Here is a 13,722-nt window from a genome sequence, read left to right as displayed (position 1 = left end):
CCGATCCGTTCAAGACCCGCGGCCCCGCCGGTGCGACGCTGACCGCATGGCTGTGAACCTTTCCGCGGCGGCGTCGTTCATGGCGACGCACGCCCGGCTCCTCGACCGCCGCCGCTTCGAGCTGCTCAGCGGCGAAACCGACACCGATGCCGTGCTGGCCGCCGTCGACGGCTACCGCAACCCCGACGGGGGCTACGGCTGGGGCCTCGAGCCCGACCTGCGGGCGCCGGAGAGCCAGCCCGGCGGCGCCCTGCACGCCTTCGAGGTGTTCGAAGAGGCCGGGCCCACCCCGCGCGCGGCCCTGCTCTGCGACTGGCTGGCCTCGGTCTCCACGCCGGACGGCGGCCTGCCCTTCGCCCTGCCCGTGGCGGACCCGGCCGGCTGCGCGCCGTTCTGGGTCCAGGCCGACCCGGCGGTGGCCACGCTGCAGAGCACCGCGTTCGCCGCCGGCGTCGCCCTGCGCGTCGCCCGCCGGGACCAGGCGGTGCGCGAACACCCGTGGCTCGCCGCGGCGACGGAGTACTGCTTCCGCGAAATCCGCGCCCTGAGCGAGGCGCCGCACGCGATCGCGCTGTCGTTCGCGGTGGGCTTCGTGGACGCGGCCCACGACTTCCACGCCGAGGCGGCGACGCTGCTGGACCGGCTGGCGCCGTTCGTCTCACCCGACGGCCTGGTCCCGGTGGCCGGGGGCGCGGAGGGGGAAACCTTGCGCGCACTGGACTTCGCGCCGTTGCCCGGCCGCCCGGCCCGCGCGTTGTTCAAGGACGCCGTGATCGACGCGGAGCTGCAGCGGCTCGCCGCCGAGCAGCACGACGACGGTGGCTGGCGGGTCGACTTCGCGAGCTATTCGCCCGCGGCGGAGCTCGAGTGGAGCGGTTACGCGACCGTCCGCGCGATCTCGGTCCTGCAGCGCAACGGAGTCGTCTGAAGGTCTACACGAGCGACGTCGACGTTCACCCGCCCGTGGCACGTCGGGTCACGGGCGGTGAGCGGTCACGCGGCTTCCGGTGAGCGCGGCCGTACCCGTACTGTGACGGGGAAGCCGGTGCCCGGAGGTGAAGCATGTCGTCGCGCAACCCGTTGAGCTGGTTCGCCCGCTGGGCCGACTGGTTCGAGGAACGCGGCGTCTACGTGCCCGGCGAGGAGAGCCGCGCGGTCGAGCCGGTGCGCGATTTCGGCTGGTTGATGGCCGCTTGGGTGGCCGGCGTGGCGATCTTCATCCTGCTGTTCGCCCTCGCGGTTTAAGTGGCATGTCGGCAGAGATTGTCACCACCCGTGCCGTTCCGGTCACGGATTGGCCACGGCGCGGCACCAGGTGCGCGACAACCCCCCGTGGCGCCTCGTAACCACGCGCGATCACGTCCAGAGTGGAGCGGGTTCGCCCGGCACACCCCGATGCCGAACGGAACCCGATCCGCCGACTGGAGTACCCGCGATGGCGCTCGCGCGCACGTGCAAGATCATGTTCACCACAGGACTGCTTTCCCTGGCGGTGGCGTGCGGGGTCCCCTCGGCGAAGGACGGCACCGCGGCGCTCGGCGCGGGCGGCGGCCAGGCGGGCGCCAGCGCGGCGCAGGCGGGCAACGACCTCAAGTTCGGCGCCGACCACCGGTTCGCCAGCGGCGTCACCATCTCGGTCGGCTCGCCGGAGTCGTTCAAGCCCAGTGCGTCGGCGTACCCGCGCAGCCCCCGCGGCGCGGCCTTCGACGTCGAGCTGAAGAACGACGGCGCGACGACGTACAAGCTCTCGGGCCTCACCGTCACCGCCACTTCGGCGGGCACCCCGGTCAAGCAGGTCGTGGACACGACCCAGGGGTTCACCGGCATCACCGACGCGGGCAAGGACGTCCTGCCCGGCCGCTCGGTGCACGTCACGCTGGCCTTCGCGGTACCGCAGGAAGCGACGCAGCTGCGGCTGCAGATCCGGCCGAGCGCGACCGAGGCCGCCGCGGTCACCTACTGCGGCCCGGCCTGACGTTGCCGATCCGGCCGAAAGCAGACGGATACGTTTCGCGACCGATCAGCGCAAGGCGCCGGTTTCCGCCGTGGCTGCCGACGGATCGGCAACCACCGGCGCAGTAGGCTCGGTCCCATGACCGAGCGACTTTCCCCCGGCGACGAAGCCCCGGACTTCACCCTGCCCGACAGCGAGGGCAAGGACGTCTCGTTGCGCGACTTCCGCGGCAAGTCCGTCGTCGTGTACTTCTACCCGGCGGCGAGCACCCCGGGCTGCACCAAGCAGGCCTGCGACTTCCGCGACAACCTCGCCGAGCTGAACGACGCCGGCTACCAGGTGATCGGCATTTCGCCCGACAAGCAGGCGAAACTCGCGAAGTTCGTCGAGAACGAGAAGCTGACGTTCCCGATGCTGGGCGACCCGGAGAAGGGCGTCATCGAGGCGTGGGGCGCGTACGGCGAGAAGAAGAACTACGGCAAGACGTACCTGGGCGTCATCCGCTCGACGTTCGTCGTCGACGCCGAGGGCAAGATCGCCCACGCCTTCTACAACGTCCGCGCGACCGGGCACGTGGCGAAGCTGATCCGCGACCTCGGCCTGGCTTCCTGATCAGCCGCTGACCGCGGCGACGGTGCCGGCGGGCAGCCGCAGCGTGAACGTCGAACCCCGACCGGGCACGGACTCCGCCGTCGCCCTCCCGCCGTGGGCCTCCGCGAGCTTGCGCACGATCGCCAGACCGAGGCCGCTGCCGCCGGTGCCCCGGGTGCGGGCCTTGTCGGCCCGCCAGAACCGGTCGAACACGTGCGGCAGGTCCTCGGCCGCGATCCCGGCGCCGGTGTCGGCGACCTCGATGACGACGTCGTCGCCGTCCCGGCGCCCGCGGACCACCACCGAGCCGCCGGACGGCGTGTGCCGGACGGCGTTGGACACCAGGTTGCCCACGGCCTGCCGCAGCCGGACCGGGTCGGCGGTCACCGGAAGCGACGCGGGTGTCTCGACCGAGAGCGAGACGCCGGCCGGCCGGTGCGCCGCGACGACCTGGCCGAGCAGCGCCGCCGCGTCGACCGGTTCCGGGTGCAGGCGCAGCGCACCGGCGTCGGCGAGCGCGAGGTCCTGCAGGTCGTCGACGATGTGCTGCAGGTGGACGGCCTCTTCGAGCAGCGAGTCGACCAGCTCGTCGTCGAGCCGGCTGATGCCGTCCTGGGTCGCTTCCAGCCAGCCGCGGATGTTGCTCAGCGGCGTGCGCAGCTCGTGCGCGATGTCGCTGACCATCGCCTTGCGGGTTTCCTCGAGCCGCTCGCGGCTGGCGGACATGGCGTTGAACGCGGTGCCGAGCCGGGCCACCTCGTCGCGGCCGCGCACCTCGACCTGCGCGCCGGTCTCGCCGGCCTCCATCCGCTGCGCCGCACCGGTGAGCGCCCGCAGCGGGCGGATCAGCCGGCGCCCGGCGAACGCCGTGACCAGCAGCGTCAGCACCAGGATCCCGCCGGCGACCTGGAAGAGCCGGACCTGGTTCTCCGGCGACAGCGTGAACCCCGCGGGCGGCTCGCCCGACGGCGCGGTGAGGTAGAGCGACGCGGCGGGCGCGACGTACGGCGTCAGCTGCTCCCGGCGCGCCGCGTTCAGGCACGACCGCACGGCCTGCTCGGACTCGGCGTCCCGCACGCCTTTCCGCACCCACGTGAAGTCGAGCAGCACCTGGACCTGGGCGAGTGGCTTCGCCTCCGGGCCGCGGTTCAGGCAGGCGTTGACCAGCGTGGACAGCTGGTCCAGCGCGGCCTGCTCGGTCTTCGTCGGCAGGCTGAGCGCGCTGCCGTTGCAGGAGGACAGCACGAACGGGTCGGCGCCCTCGATCCGCGGGTGCCCGCCCGGCGACGTCTCGATCGTGCCGACGCCCGACCGGCCCTGCACGCACCGCAGCACGCGCTGGGCGACGGCGCCGAGGTTCGCGCGGTCGGCCTCCGGGAGCGCGTACGGGCCGACGGCGTCCGGGTCGATCCGGTCGGCGGTGGTGTCCTGGCCGAGCCCGGAGTCGACCGACAGCGGGTCGACGACGATCGACGGCCGCAGCGGCAGCGGCCGGCCGTCGGTGGCCGAGTCCGCGATCGGGGTGCCGTCGGTCAGTGTCAGCGCGATGCGGCGGCCGGTGGTCGCGGCGGTGCCGCGCAGCTGGTCGCCGACGTCGTGCCAGTTCGGGTGCGTCGCGGCGTACTTCAGCAGCCCGCGGTAGATGTTCCCGTCGTCGGCCAGCGCCTGCCCCTGCTCCTGCTGGATCGCGCCGGACGTCGTGCGCGCGGCGAGCCACGCGGTCGCGGCGATCGAGGCCACCGCGACGAGCGCCGACGCCGCGAACAACCGCAGCAGGAGGCTACGGCGCATCGGCGCCCGCGGTCAGCTTGTAGCCGACGCCGTAGACGGTCAGCAGCCGCGCCGGGTGCCGCGGCCGTGCCTCGATCTTCTTGCGCAGGTTCATCACGTGCACGTCGATCGCGCGCTGGGTGATGAACCGGTCGAAGCCGTGCAGGTGCTCCAGCAGCTGGCCCCGCGTGAAGACGCGGTCGGGCTGGGCCGCCATCAGCTCCAGCAGCCGGAACTCGCCCGGCGTGCAGTCGATCGCCCGGCCGTCGACGGTCACTTCGTGGCGCACCGGGTCGACGGTCAGCGAGCCGACGCGCGCGGCGCCGCTGCCGGGCCGGGCCGGCGCGGCCCGGCGCAGCAGCGTCCGGATCCGGGCCATCAGCTCGCGCGGGCTGAACGGCTTGGTGACGTAGTCGTCGGCGCCGAGGTCGAGCCCGGCGAGCAGATCGTCCTCCGTGGACCGCGCGGTGAGCATGAGCACCGGCAGGTCGGACTCCGCGCGCAGCGTGCGGCAGATCTCCAGGCCGTCCACGCCGGGCAGCATGACGTCGAGCACGAGCAGGTCCGGCGGGTGCCGGCGGACGAGGTCCAGCGCGACGGCGCCGTCTCCGACGACGACCACGGTGTGGCGCTCCCGCTCGAGGTAGCGCCGGACGAGCTCCGCCTGCTTGGCGTCGTCCTCGGCCAGCACGATGTGGGCGCACATGGTCCCGAGTCTAAGCACGGCTAACGGAAGACCACGGTTTCCTGACCGGTCCCTGACATTCCGCTGCGAGCGTGACGCCATGAAAACCCGATCGGGTGGCCTCTGGGCGGCTGTCGCGGTGATCACCGTGCTGGGCGCCACGACGTACTTCGTCGTCGACCACGGGCGCGGGACCACCGCCCCGGCCGCGCCCCCGCCCGCCGTGGCCACCGTCGCCGTCCGGAAGACCGACTTGGCGAACACGCAGTCGTTCACCGGAACGCTGGGCTTCGGCACACCCGCACCGATGAAGGGCACCGGTTCCGGGACCGTGACGAAGCTGCCCGCCGTCGGCGACCTCGCCCAGCGCGGCAAGGCGCTGTACTCAGTGGACGGCCGGGGCGTCCCGGTGTTCTTCGGCGACACCCCGCTGTTCCGCAAGCTCGACAACCCGGACCTCACCGGGCCGGACGTCGCCGTGGTCGCCGCGAACCTGGCCGCCCTGGGCTACAAAGTGGGGCACCCCAAGACGTTCACCTTCTCCGAAGTCCTGAAGAAATGGCAGAAGAAGGCCGGTCTGGAGGAAACGGGCACGCTCGACGTCGGCCAGGTCCTCGTCCTGCCCGGGCCGGTGCGGGTCAACTCGGTGACCGCGCAGCCCGGCGACCCGGTCGCGGAACCGCTGCTCACGGTCAGCGCGACGACGAAGGTGGTGGTCGCGCCGGTGTCCGCTTCGGACGTCGCGGCGATCAAGACCGGTGCGCCGGTGACGGTGGTGCGGCCGGACGGCCAGGAGGTCGCCGCCAAGGTGACGTCGGTGAGCACGGACGTCACGGGCACGCCGGAGGGCGGGGCGCAGGGGCCGCCCAAGGTGAACGTCACGGTCGCCCCGGACGACCCGAAGTCCGTCGCCGACCTCGACTCGGCGTCGGTCCAGGTGCGGATCGCCACCGAGACGCACGCCGGCGTGCTCGCGGTGCCGGTCGGCGCGCTGCTGGCGCTGCGCGAAGGCGGGTACGCCGTGCAGCTGCCGGACGGGACCCTGAAAGCCGTCAAGACCGGGATGTTCGCGCGCGACCTCGTCGAGATCAGCGGTGCGGGGATCACCGAAGGCCTGAGGGTGGTGACGACGTCGTGACGCCGGTTCTGGCCCTGCGCGGGGTGAGCAAGCGCTACCCCGGCGACGTCGTCGCGCTCGACGACGTCACGCTGACCGTGTCCGAAGGCGAGCTGCTGGCGATCGCCGGGCCGTCGGGCTCGGGAAAGTCGACGCTGCTGCACATCGCCGGGACGCTCGACCGCGCGACGTCGGGGACGGTGGAGGTCGGCGGCGACGACGTCACGACGTTGTCCGACCGGCAGCTGTCCGCGCTGCGCGGGCGCCGGCTGGGGTTCGTGTTCCAGCAGTTCCACCTCACCGACGGACTGTCCGCAGTGGACAACGTGGCCACCGGGCTGCTGTACGCCGGGGTGCCGCGCCGCCGTCGCCGTCCCCTCGCGCTCGAGGCGCTGGGCCGGGTCGGGCTCGCGCACCGCGTGTCCCACCGGCCGCACGAGCTGTCCGGCGGGGAACGCCAGCGCGTCGCGATCGCGCGCGCCGTCGTCCACGACCCGGCGCTGGTGCTGGCCGACGAGCCGACCGGCGCGCTGGACACCGCGAACGGGCAGGCCGTGCTGGAGCTGCTGACCGGGCTGCACGCCGAGGGCACGACGATCGCGGTCATCACGCACGACCGGGACATCGCGGCCGGGCTGCCCCGGCGCGTCGAGTTCCGCGACGGCCGGATCGTGGGAGACACCGCGTGACGCCCGCCGACGTGCTCGGCCTGGGCCTGCTGGGCATCCGGACGCGGCCGTTGCGGGCGGCGCTGTCCGCGCTGGGGATCTCGCTCGGCATCGCGACGCTGATCGTGGTCACCGGCATCCCCGCGTCGAGCCAAGCCGCGTTGCTGGACCAGCTGACGGCGCTGGGGACGAACCTGCTGCGCGCCGAACCGCAGCCGAACCAGACGCCGCCGGTGGTGCTGCCGGAGTCGGCGGTGGGGAGCGTGCGGCGGATCGGGCCGGTGACCACGGCGGCGGCCGTCGCGAACACGCACGCCGTCGTCCGGCGGTCCGACCGCGTCGATCCGCAGGACGGGTCGGGACTTTCGGTGCTCGCCGCGTCCCTCGACCTGCTGCCGGCCCTGAACGGAACTGTCCAATCAGGACGGTTCGACGCGTCGGACCTGCCTGTGGTGGCGCTGGGCTACGTCGCCGCGTCCCGGCTCGGCATCCCGCGCGTGGTGCCGGGACAGCCGCCGCCGGTCGTGCTGATCGGCACGACCTGGTACACGGTCACCGGGGTGCTCGCGCCGATGCCGCTCGCGCCGGACGTCGAACGCGCGGTGCTCGTGGGCTGGGGTTCGGCGAAACGGTTCCTGGGCTTCGACGGGCACCCGACGGTGGTGTACGTGAAGGCGCGCGAGGACGCGATCGCCGACGTCCGCGCGGTGCTGCCGGCGACGCTGAACCCCTCGTTACCAGGTTTGGTGCAGGTGTCCCGGCCGTCGGACGCGCTGGCCGCGAAACAGGCGACGCAGACGGCGTTCTCCGCGCTGTTCCTGGGCTTGGCAGGGGTCGCGCTGCTGGTCGGCGGGGTCGGCGTCGCCAACACGATGTTCGTCTCCGTGCTGGAACGCCGCCGCGAAATCGGCTTGCGACGAGCGTTAGGCGCGACGCGCGGGCACATCCGCGACCAGTTCCTCACCGAAGCCGTGGCGCTGTCCGGGCTCGGTGGGTGCGCGGGGACGGTCCTGGGCGTGCTCGTGACCCTCGGCTACACGACCTACCAGGGCTGGCCCCCGGTGATCCCGGCCGTCGCGGTGGCGGGCGGGGTGTTCGGGGCGCTGGTGGTGGGAGTGCTGGCGGGGCTGCACCCGTCGCTGCGCGCCGCGCGGATGCCGCCGACGCAGGCGCTGGCATGAGCCGCTCACGGCGTGCTGACGAGTTCCTGAAAAGCGCCGGTCATGCTTCCGGTATGGCTCTTCGTCTCCTGGCTGGTCTTGTTCTGTTGCTCGGCTTGGCCGCGTGTTCGCCGCCGCCGCCGGCGCCGCCGCAGGTGGCTTCGCTCACGACACCTGTTTCGGTGCCGTCCTCTGCTCCGCCCTCGACGGACGCGGACGGCGGCCGCCCCCGCCACCGCGTCGACGAGACGGCGGAGGAGTCCCAGCGCCTGATCGAGCCGTGGCGGACGTGCATGAAGGACCACGGCGCGGACGTCGACACGCAGCCGAACACCATCGAGGGCGCGAAGAAGTGGAGCGCGGACCACAAGGACGCGGGCGACGCCTGCCGGTCGAAGCTGCCGCTGCTGCCGTGGGGCATGGACCGCGAGAACCCCGCGTACCAGGACAACATGCACAAGTGGGTCCAGTGCATGAACGACAAGGGCATGCACGTGGTCGAAACGCCGGACAACGACGAGTCGCCGTGGACGTATTCGAGCGACTCCCAGCCCCCGAACTCCGACAAGATCGAACACGACTGCGAAGTGGCGATCCTCGGGCCGAGTGACAAGTGACTTGACCTCCAGTTTCCTGGAGGTTCCAGCATGAAGACATGACCGACTTGACGAAGGGCGTCACCGAACTGGTGCTGGAAGCCCGTGATCTCGAAGCGTCCGAACGCTTCTACACCGAAGTGCTCGGACTGCCGGTGGTGCTGCGCTGGGAAGGCCCGGCGTGGAAGGGCCGCGAAGCCGTCTGGGTCCAGTCCGGCGACCGGACGCGGATCGGCCTGTGGAAGCCGTTCACCGGCATCGCGGGCGCCCGCCCGGGAGCGCACGTCCACTTCGCGATGACGGTGGCCGAGGAGGACTACGACGCGGCGGTGGCCCGGGCGCGCGCCCAGGGCGTCCGGGTGGACGAGGTGTACTTCGGCGACGACCCGGCAGCACCCGGCCAGCGTTCGGCGTACGTCACGGATCCCGACGGCCACGTGGTCGAGCTGTGGACGAGGGAGGTCGCGACCCAGGTCGACGCGGGGCCGCCGCACGCCGTCACCCCGGACGTCGCCGGGGTCTAGCACTTCCACCCGCTTGCAGGCTTGCCCTTGCTCCGTTCGCCGGGAAACATCCGGCGGTCTGAGGGTGGGAGGACGCATTGACGGGCCTGGAAGCGCCGGCGCTGAAGCTCGGCGGGCAGATTGCTACGCACGCGGCGAAGTCGTGGTTGCAGCGCCGGAAGGCGACATCCGAGCGCTCGGACGACTTGGTCGACCTCGCCGCCGGGGAACTGAAGGGCCTGCTCGAGCGGCGGAAGCTGGAGAACCTCGTCCAGAACATCGGCACACAGGTCGCTGAGCAGCTGGAACAGGTCCTGGCGGATCGGTTCGCAACGCTGCCGCAAAACGAGATCGACGCGGCCTTCCTGGCCGTCGAGGACGCGCTGACCAAGGCCGATCTCTCGGACGAAGCCTTCCTGGCCACGGATGCGGACCCCGAGCAGCTGGCCAGGAAGATCCGCGGCGAGCTCCCCGACCTGGCGGCCGAGCGGCATTTCGCCCCCAAAGCGAGTGCGTTGTACGAACTCGCCCTCGACCAGGCGTGTCGTCACCTCGTGCAGGTGGTCCGGCACTTGCCGTCGTTCCAGCCTCGAGCACTGGCCGAGGTGCTGGGCCGGCTCAGCAAGCAGAGCGACCAGTTGGAGGAGTTGCTGGTCCGGCTCCCGAAGACAAGCCTCACCGCACCGGACGGCACCGACCGCGACGCCGCGTTCGAGACGTCATACCTGGGCCTGATCGCGCGCAACCTCGACCGTCTCGAGCTGCTCGGTCTGACGATGGACGACCAGCCGGCACTGCCCCTGACTGTCGCCTACCTGAGCCTGAGCGTCTCCTCCGAAGACGAACCGCGGCGGGCCGATCGCCGGATGGACGAGCTTTGGTTCGAGAAGCGGCAGAACCGGATGGGCAGCGCAAACATGCGCGTCGAAGCCGCGCTCGGCGGGACGAGCCGAGTGCTGGTGCGCGGAGAAGCCGGTTCGGGCAAGACGACCCTGCTGGACTGGCTGGCGGTGACGGCTGCCCGTCGCGGGTTCACCGGGAAACTCGCCGGCTGGAACGGCCGGGTGCCGTTCCCGATCCGGCTGCGGAGCTTCGCGGCCGAGCCGTTGCCGCGTCCGGAGGAGTTCGTGGGGCACGTCGCACCGATGCTGGCCCCGCCGGAGGGCTGGGCCCGCCGGGTGTTGGCTGCAGGCCGGGCGATGGTCTTGGTCGACGGTGTGGACGAGGTCGGCGCCAGTCACCGTCGCGAGGTCAAGGCCTGGCTGCGGGAGCTGTCGCTGGCCTTCGAGGACACGCGGTTCGTGGTGACGTCCCGAACGGCGGCGGCCGACCAGCGCTGGCTGGCCCAAGAGGGCTTCGACTGCGTCCTGCTGGAGTCGATGAGCGCCGACGACATCGAGGCACTGGTGACCCGCTGGCACAAGGCGGCAGCGGCCGGCGGAACGGTCCGCACGGACACGGATCTGCCGGCGGTCCAGCGGCGGTTGCTCAACCAGCTCGACAGCCGGCCACACTTGAGGACGCTGGCGGCGAGCCCGTTGTTGTGCGCGATGCTGTGCGCTTTGAATCTGGCTCATCGATCGGAGTTGCCGCGGGACCGGATGGACCTGTACCGCAAGGCTTTGTCGATGTTGCTGCACCTGCGCGACGCCGAGCGGCGCATCGGGGTGATCTTGACGGAGGCACAGAAGCAGCTCCTGCTCGGAGACCTGGCGTGGCGCCTTTCCCTGGCGTCGAAGGTGGAGCTGCCGAAGGAGCGAGCCCGCGAACACATCGCCCGGCGGCTGCCCTCCCTGCCGCACGTCGACCACACGCCCGAGGAGGTGCTCAACCACCTCCTGGAACGCAGCGGCGTGCTGCGTGAGCCGGTTCGCGATCGCGTGGACTTCGTGCACCGGACGTTCCAAGAGTGCTTGGCGGCGAACGAGGCGACGGAGCAGGACCACCTGGAGACGTTGATCGACCGCGCCCACCTCGACACGTGGTGGGAGACGATCGTAATGGCGTGTGGGCATGCGAAGCACCACCAAGCGGGAAAGCTATTGAGCGGGATTCTCGATCGCGCAGACGATGAGCCCCGGCACGCACGCCACTTGCGCCTGCTGGCCGCAGCCTGTCTGGAGACGGTGAGCAACGCGGACCCGGAGGTCATCGCCCAAGTGGAAGCCGTGATTCGGGAGCAGCTGGTACCACCGCGAAGCATTCGGGAGACGCAGTCGTTGGCCTCCATCGGGCCGCGGATCCTGAGGTACCTGCCGGAAAGCTTGGAGGGTTTGTCGGAGGCAGCGGCGGCAGCGACCACGCGAGCAGCAGCGCTCACCGCGGGCGACGATGCCCTGAGGCTGCTGCGAAGCTACGCCCAGGATAGCCGCGAGCTCGTGCAAAATCAGCTGGCTCAAGCGTGGCAGTACTTCGATCCTGAGCAGTACGCCACGCAGGTGCTCGGCGACTCACCGCTGACTGAAGGGCGGACGAAGGTGACCAACCTCCGCCTGCTCACCTACGTCCATCTCCTAAAGAAAATGACAAAACTAACCGTTGATCTATCCGATTACGATTGGCAGAAGGATCTACTATTCCTCGAAGGGGTCCCACATCTACACGACCTTAGGGTCTCCTTTGAACGAGACACGACCATTGACTTGGGCCAACTGGCTCAGCACACCGAACTCGAGGCGCTCCGCCTCTTCTTTGCAAGAAGATTCGTCAATCTACGCGCACTGGAGAAAATTTCCAATCTTCATACACTTACACTACTTCGCAAGACACCTTGGCTCAGCCTCAGGCAACTTGAAGATCTCAACCAAGTCGAACACCTCAATATCGATCGACTGACACGGGTATCAAACATCGACAGCATCTCAGCGCTGGAGAACCTCAGGTTCCTCAGAATGTGGGACATACCCATGGAGACGATTAAAAGATCCAAACCTCTTCCGAAATTATCGGAAATCGAGCTGTTCAGGGGAGAGGCGAGAGGCGGTGCATCGATTTCAGGAGAAGAACTCGCTCGAGTGTTCCCTCAGACACGAGCTTTGACATTGAGCTCTATCGAGCTACACAACTTGGCCCCATTGGCAAACGTGCCTATTCAATGGCTGAAGTTTCACTACACCACTCCAGGCGCAATTCACGAGCTTCCGCTGATCCCAACCCTGAGAGAGGTCGTCTTCGAAGGTATTTCGGAGCCAGTCGACCTGACCCCGATAGCCGACCTGAATGTGACCGTCGAGCTAGTCGACGCCGAATTCGTCGGTGCCGAAAAGCTCGGCTCAGGCGTCAAGCTGATCGTCCGTTAACCCTCCGCGAGCTCCCGCAACGCCGGCAGCAGGGCGCGCAGAGCCCGCCCCCGGTGGGACACCGCGTCCTTCTCCGCCGGCTCCATCTCCGCCGACGTCCGGGTCTCGCCATCCGGCCGGAAGATCGGGTCGTACCCGAAGCCGTTCGTCCCCCGCCGGGAGTGGACCATGGTTCCGCGCCACTCGCCGCGGACCAGCGTCTCCTCGCCGGACACCAGGACCAGCGCCGCCGCGCAGACGAACTGGGCTCCGCGGCGCTCGTCCGGGACGTCGCGGAGCTGGCCCAGCACCAGGTTCAGGTTCGCTTCGTCGTCGCCGTGGCCGCCCGCCCAGCGCGCCGACAACACGCCCGGCATGCCGTTCAGCGCGTCGATCGCGATGCCCGAGTCGTCGGCGATGGCCGGCAGTCCACAGGCCGCCACGGCGTCACGGGCCTTCGCCACCGCGTTGCCCTCGAAGTCCGGCGCTGTCTCGGGCGCTTCCGGAAAGTCGGGAACGTCCGCGAGACCGAGGACCTCGATCCCCGAAATCCCCTCGGCGTCGAGGATCCGCCGAAGCTCGCCCAGCTTCTTCGCGTTGCGCGTGGCCAGAAGCAGCTTCGTCACTTCGAGCCCTTCTTCTTGTCCGGACGCGGTTCCGGCAGCTCGCCGGGGTACGGCAGCGCCAGGGCCTCGTTCTGCAGCCGGGTCAGCTCTTCGCAGCCGGCCTGCGCCATGTCCAGCATCTTGTCCAAAGTGGACCGGGCGAAGGTCGCGCCCTCGCCGGTGCCCTGGACCTCGATCAGCGTGCCCGCGTCGGTGGCGACCACGTTCATGTCGACCTCGGCGCGCGAGTCCTCTTCGTACGGCAGGTCGAGCCGCACCCGGCCGTCGACCACGCCGACGCTCACCGCGGCCACCGACGTCGACAGCGGCTGCGGGTCGTTGAGCCGGTTCGCCGCGCCCAGCCACGTGATCGCGTCGGCCAGCGCGACGTAGCCGCCGGTCACCGCGGCCGTGCGCGTGCCGCCGTCGGCCTGGATGACGTCGCAGTCGATGACGATCGTGTTCTCGCCCAGCGCCGCCAGATCGATGCAGGCGCGCAGCGAACGGCCGATCAGCCGCGAGATCTCGTGCGTGCGCCCGCCGATCCGGCCCTTCACGGACTCGCGGTCACTGCGGGTGTTGGTCGCGGACGGCAGCATCGCGTACTCGGCGGTCACCCACCCGAGCCCGGATCCGGCCCGCCAGCGCGGCACCCCTTCGGTGACGCTCGCGGCGCACAGCACGCGCGTGTTGCCGAATTCGATCAGCACCGACCCCGCCGGCCACTGCTGGAACCCCCGGGTGATCTTGATGTCACGGAGCTGGTCGTCGTTCCTGCCATCTTTTCGAGCCACG

General features: G+C 70.4%; 14 protein-coding genes. 10 read left to right on the top strand and 4 right to left on the bottom strand.

Annotated elements, in window-relative coordinates; translation table 11 throughout:
* Positions 1–46 precede the first annotated feature (46 nt).
* The 4 genes from QRX60_RS21015 to bcp all read left to right on the top strand — a co-directional run bounded on the left by QRX60_RS21015 (position 47) and on the right by bcp (position 2,566).
* Positions 47–928, top strand: coding sequence for a hypothetical protein (locus QRX60_RS21015; RefSeq protein ID WP_286002463.1), 882 nt, complete (start codon positions 47–49; stop codon positions 926–928).
* A gap of 134 nt (positions 929–1,062) precedes the next feature.
* Positions 1,063–1,245, top strand: coding sequence for a hypothetical protein (locus QRX60_RS21010; RefSeq protein ID WP_286002462.1), 183 nt, complete (start codon positions 1,063–1,065; stop codon positions 1,243–1,245).
* Between the two features lie 190 nt (positions 1,246–1,435).
* On the top strand, positions 1,436–1,975 hold the full coding sequence (locus tag QRX60_RS21005) for a hypothetical protein (protein ID WP_286002461.1): 540 nt from the start codon (positions 1,436–1,438) through the stop codon (positions 1,973–1,975).
* Between the two features lie 117 nt (positions 1,976–2,092).
* On the top strand, positions 2,093–2,566 hold the full coding sequence (bcp, locus tag QRX60_RS21000) for a thioredoxin-dependent thiol peroxidase (protein WP_286002460.1): 474 nt from the start codon (positions 2,093–2,095) through the stop codon (positions 2,564–2,566).
* On the opposite strand, the gene QRX60_RS20995 is transcribed toward bcp, so the two are convergent.
* On the bottom strand, positions 2,567–4,336 hold the full coding sequence (locus QRX60_RS20995) for a sensor histidine kinase (RefSeq protein WP_286002459.1): 1,770 nt from the start codon (positions 4,334–4,336) through the stop codon (positions 2,567–2,569).
* Positions 4,326–5,021 (bottom strand): response regulator transcription factor, encoded by a 696-nt coding sequence (locus QRX60_RS20990; RefSeq protein WP_286002458.1) that lies wholly within the window; start codon positions 5,019–5,021, stop codon positions 4,326–4,328. Before QRX60_RS20990 ends, QRX60_RS20995 begins: the two co-directional genes overlap by 11 nt.
* Positions 5,022–5,100: 79 nt before the next feature.
* Here QRX60_RS20990 and QRX60_RS20985 point away from each other — a divergent pair, with 79 nt between their 5' ends.
* The 6 genes from QRX60_RS20985 to QRX60_RS20960 all read left to right on the top strand — a co-directional run bounded on the left by QRX60_RS20985 (position 5,101) and on the right by QRX60_RS20960 (position 12,343).
* On the top strand, positions 5,101–6,138 hold the full coding sequence (locus QRX60_RS20985; RefSeq protein ID WP_286002457.1) for an HlyD family secretion protein: 1,038 nt from the start codon (positions 5,101–5,103) through the stop codon (positions 6,136–6,138).
* Positions 6,135–6,806 (top strand): ABC transporter ATP-binding protein, encoded by a 672-nt coding sequence (locus QRX60_RS20980; protein ID WP_286002456.1) that lies wholly within the window; start codon positions 6,135–6,137, stop codon positions 6,804–6,806. The genes QRX60_RS20985 and QRX60_RS20980 overlap by 4 nt, the downstream gene beginning before the upstream one ends.
* A complete protein-coding gene (locus QRX60_RS20975) occupies positions 6,803–7,966 on the top strand; it encodes an ABC transporter permease (RefSeq protein WP_286002455.1) in 1,164 nt (387 codons plus the stop codon). Before QRX60_RS20980 ends, QRX60_RS20975 begins: the two co-directional genes overlap by 4 nt.
* 53 nt (positions 7,967–8,019) lie before the next feature.
* The gene (locus tag QRX60_RS20970; RefSeq protein WP_286002454.1) at positions 8,020–8,562 is read left to right on the top strand and encodes a hypothetical protein; all 543 of its coding nucleotides are present in this window, start codon (positions 8,020–8,022) and stop codon (positions 8,560–8,562) included.
* 38 nt (positions 8,563–8,600) lie between these two features.
* A complete protein-coding gene (locus tag QRX60_RS20965; RefSeq protein ID WP_286002453.1) occupies positions 8,601–9,065 on the top strand; it encodes a VOC family protein in 465 nt (154 codons plus the stop codon).
* Between the two features lie 77 nt (positions 9,066–9,142).
* The gene (locus QRX60_RS20960) at positions 9,143–12,343 is read left to right on the top strand and encodes an NACHT domain-containing protein (protein ID WP_286002452.1); all 3,201 of its coding nucleotides are present in this window, start codon (positions 9,143–9,145) and stop codon (positions 12,341–12,343) included.
* Here QRX60_RS20960 and rdgB read toward each other — a convergent pair.
* Positions 12,340–12,948, bottom strand: a complete 609-nt coding sequence (rdgB, locus tag QRX60_RS20955; protein ID WP_286002451.1) for an RdgB/HAM1 family non-canonical purine NTP pyrophosphatase — start codon at positions 12,946–12,948, stop codon at positions 12,340–12,342. The genes QRX60_RS20960 and rdgB overlap by 4 nt on opposite strands.
* Positions 12,945–13,721, bottom strand: coding sequence for a ribonuclease PH (rph, locus tag QRX60_RS20950; RefSeq protein ID WP_286002450.1), 777 nt, complete (start codon positions 13,719–13,721; stop codon positions 12,945–12,947). The genes rdgB and rph overlap by 4 nt, the downstream gene beginning before the upstream one ends.
* Between the last annotated feature and the right edge of the window lies 1 nt (position 13,722).

The sequence above is a fragment of the Amycolatopsis mongoliensis genome (assembly GCF_030285665.1).
GTDB lineage: Bacteria > Actinomycetota > Actinomycetes > Mycobacteriales > Pseudonocardiaceae > Amycolatopsis > Amycolatopsis mongoliensis.
The sequence above is the reverse complement of the archived record's forward strand: the minus strand, read 5'-3'. Positions and strand labels throughout refer to the sequence as shown.

Bases quoted from the DNA above. Each gene is read 5' to 3' on its own strand.
- QRX60_RS21015 (WP_286002463.1), top strand. From the start codon at position 47: ATGGCTGTGAACCTTTCCGCGGCGGCGTCGTTCATGGCGACGCACGCC.
- QRX60_RS20985 (WP_286002457.1), top strand. From the start codon at position 5,101: ATGAAAACCCGATCGGGTGGCCTCTGGGCGGCTGTCGCGGTGATCACC.
- QRX60_RS21010 (WP_286002462.1), top strand. From the start codon at position 1,063: ATGTCGTCGCGCAACCCGTTGAGCTGGTTCGCCCGCTGGGCCGACTGG.
- bcp (WP_286002460.1), top strand. From the start codon at position 2,093: ATGACCGAGCGACTTTCCCCCGGCGACGAAGCCCCGGACTTCACCCTG.
- QRX60_RS20990 (WP_286002458.1), bottom strand. From the start codon at position 5,021: ATGTGCGCCCACATCGTGCTGGCCGAGGACGACGCCAAGCAGGCGGAG.
- QRX60_RS20995 (WP_286002459.1), bottom strand. From the start codon at position 4,336: ATGCGCCGTAGCCTCCTGCTGCGGTTGTTCGCGGCGTCGGCGCTCGTC.
- QRX60_RS20970 (WP_286002454.1), top strand. From the start codon at position 8,020: ATGGCTCTTCGTCTCCTGGCTGGTCTTGTTCTGTTGCTCGGCTTGGCC.
- QRX60_RS21005 (WP_286002461.1), top strand. From the start codon at position 1,436: ATGGCGCTCGCGCGCACGTGCAAGATCATGTTCACCACAGGACTGCTT.
- QRX60_RS20965 (WP_286002453.1), top strand. From the start codon at position 8,601: ATGACCGACTTGACGAAGGGCGTCACCGAACTGGTGCTGGAAGCCCGT.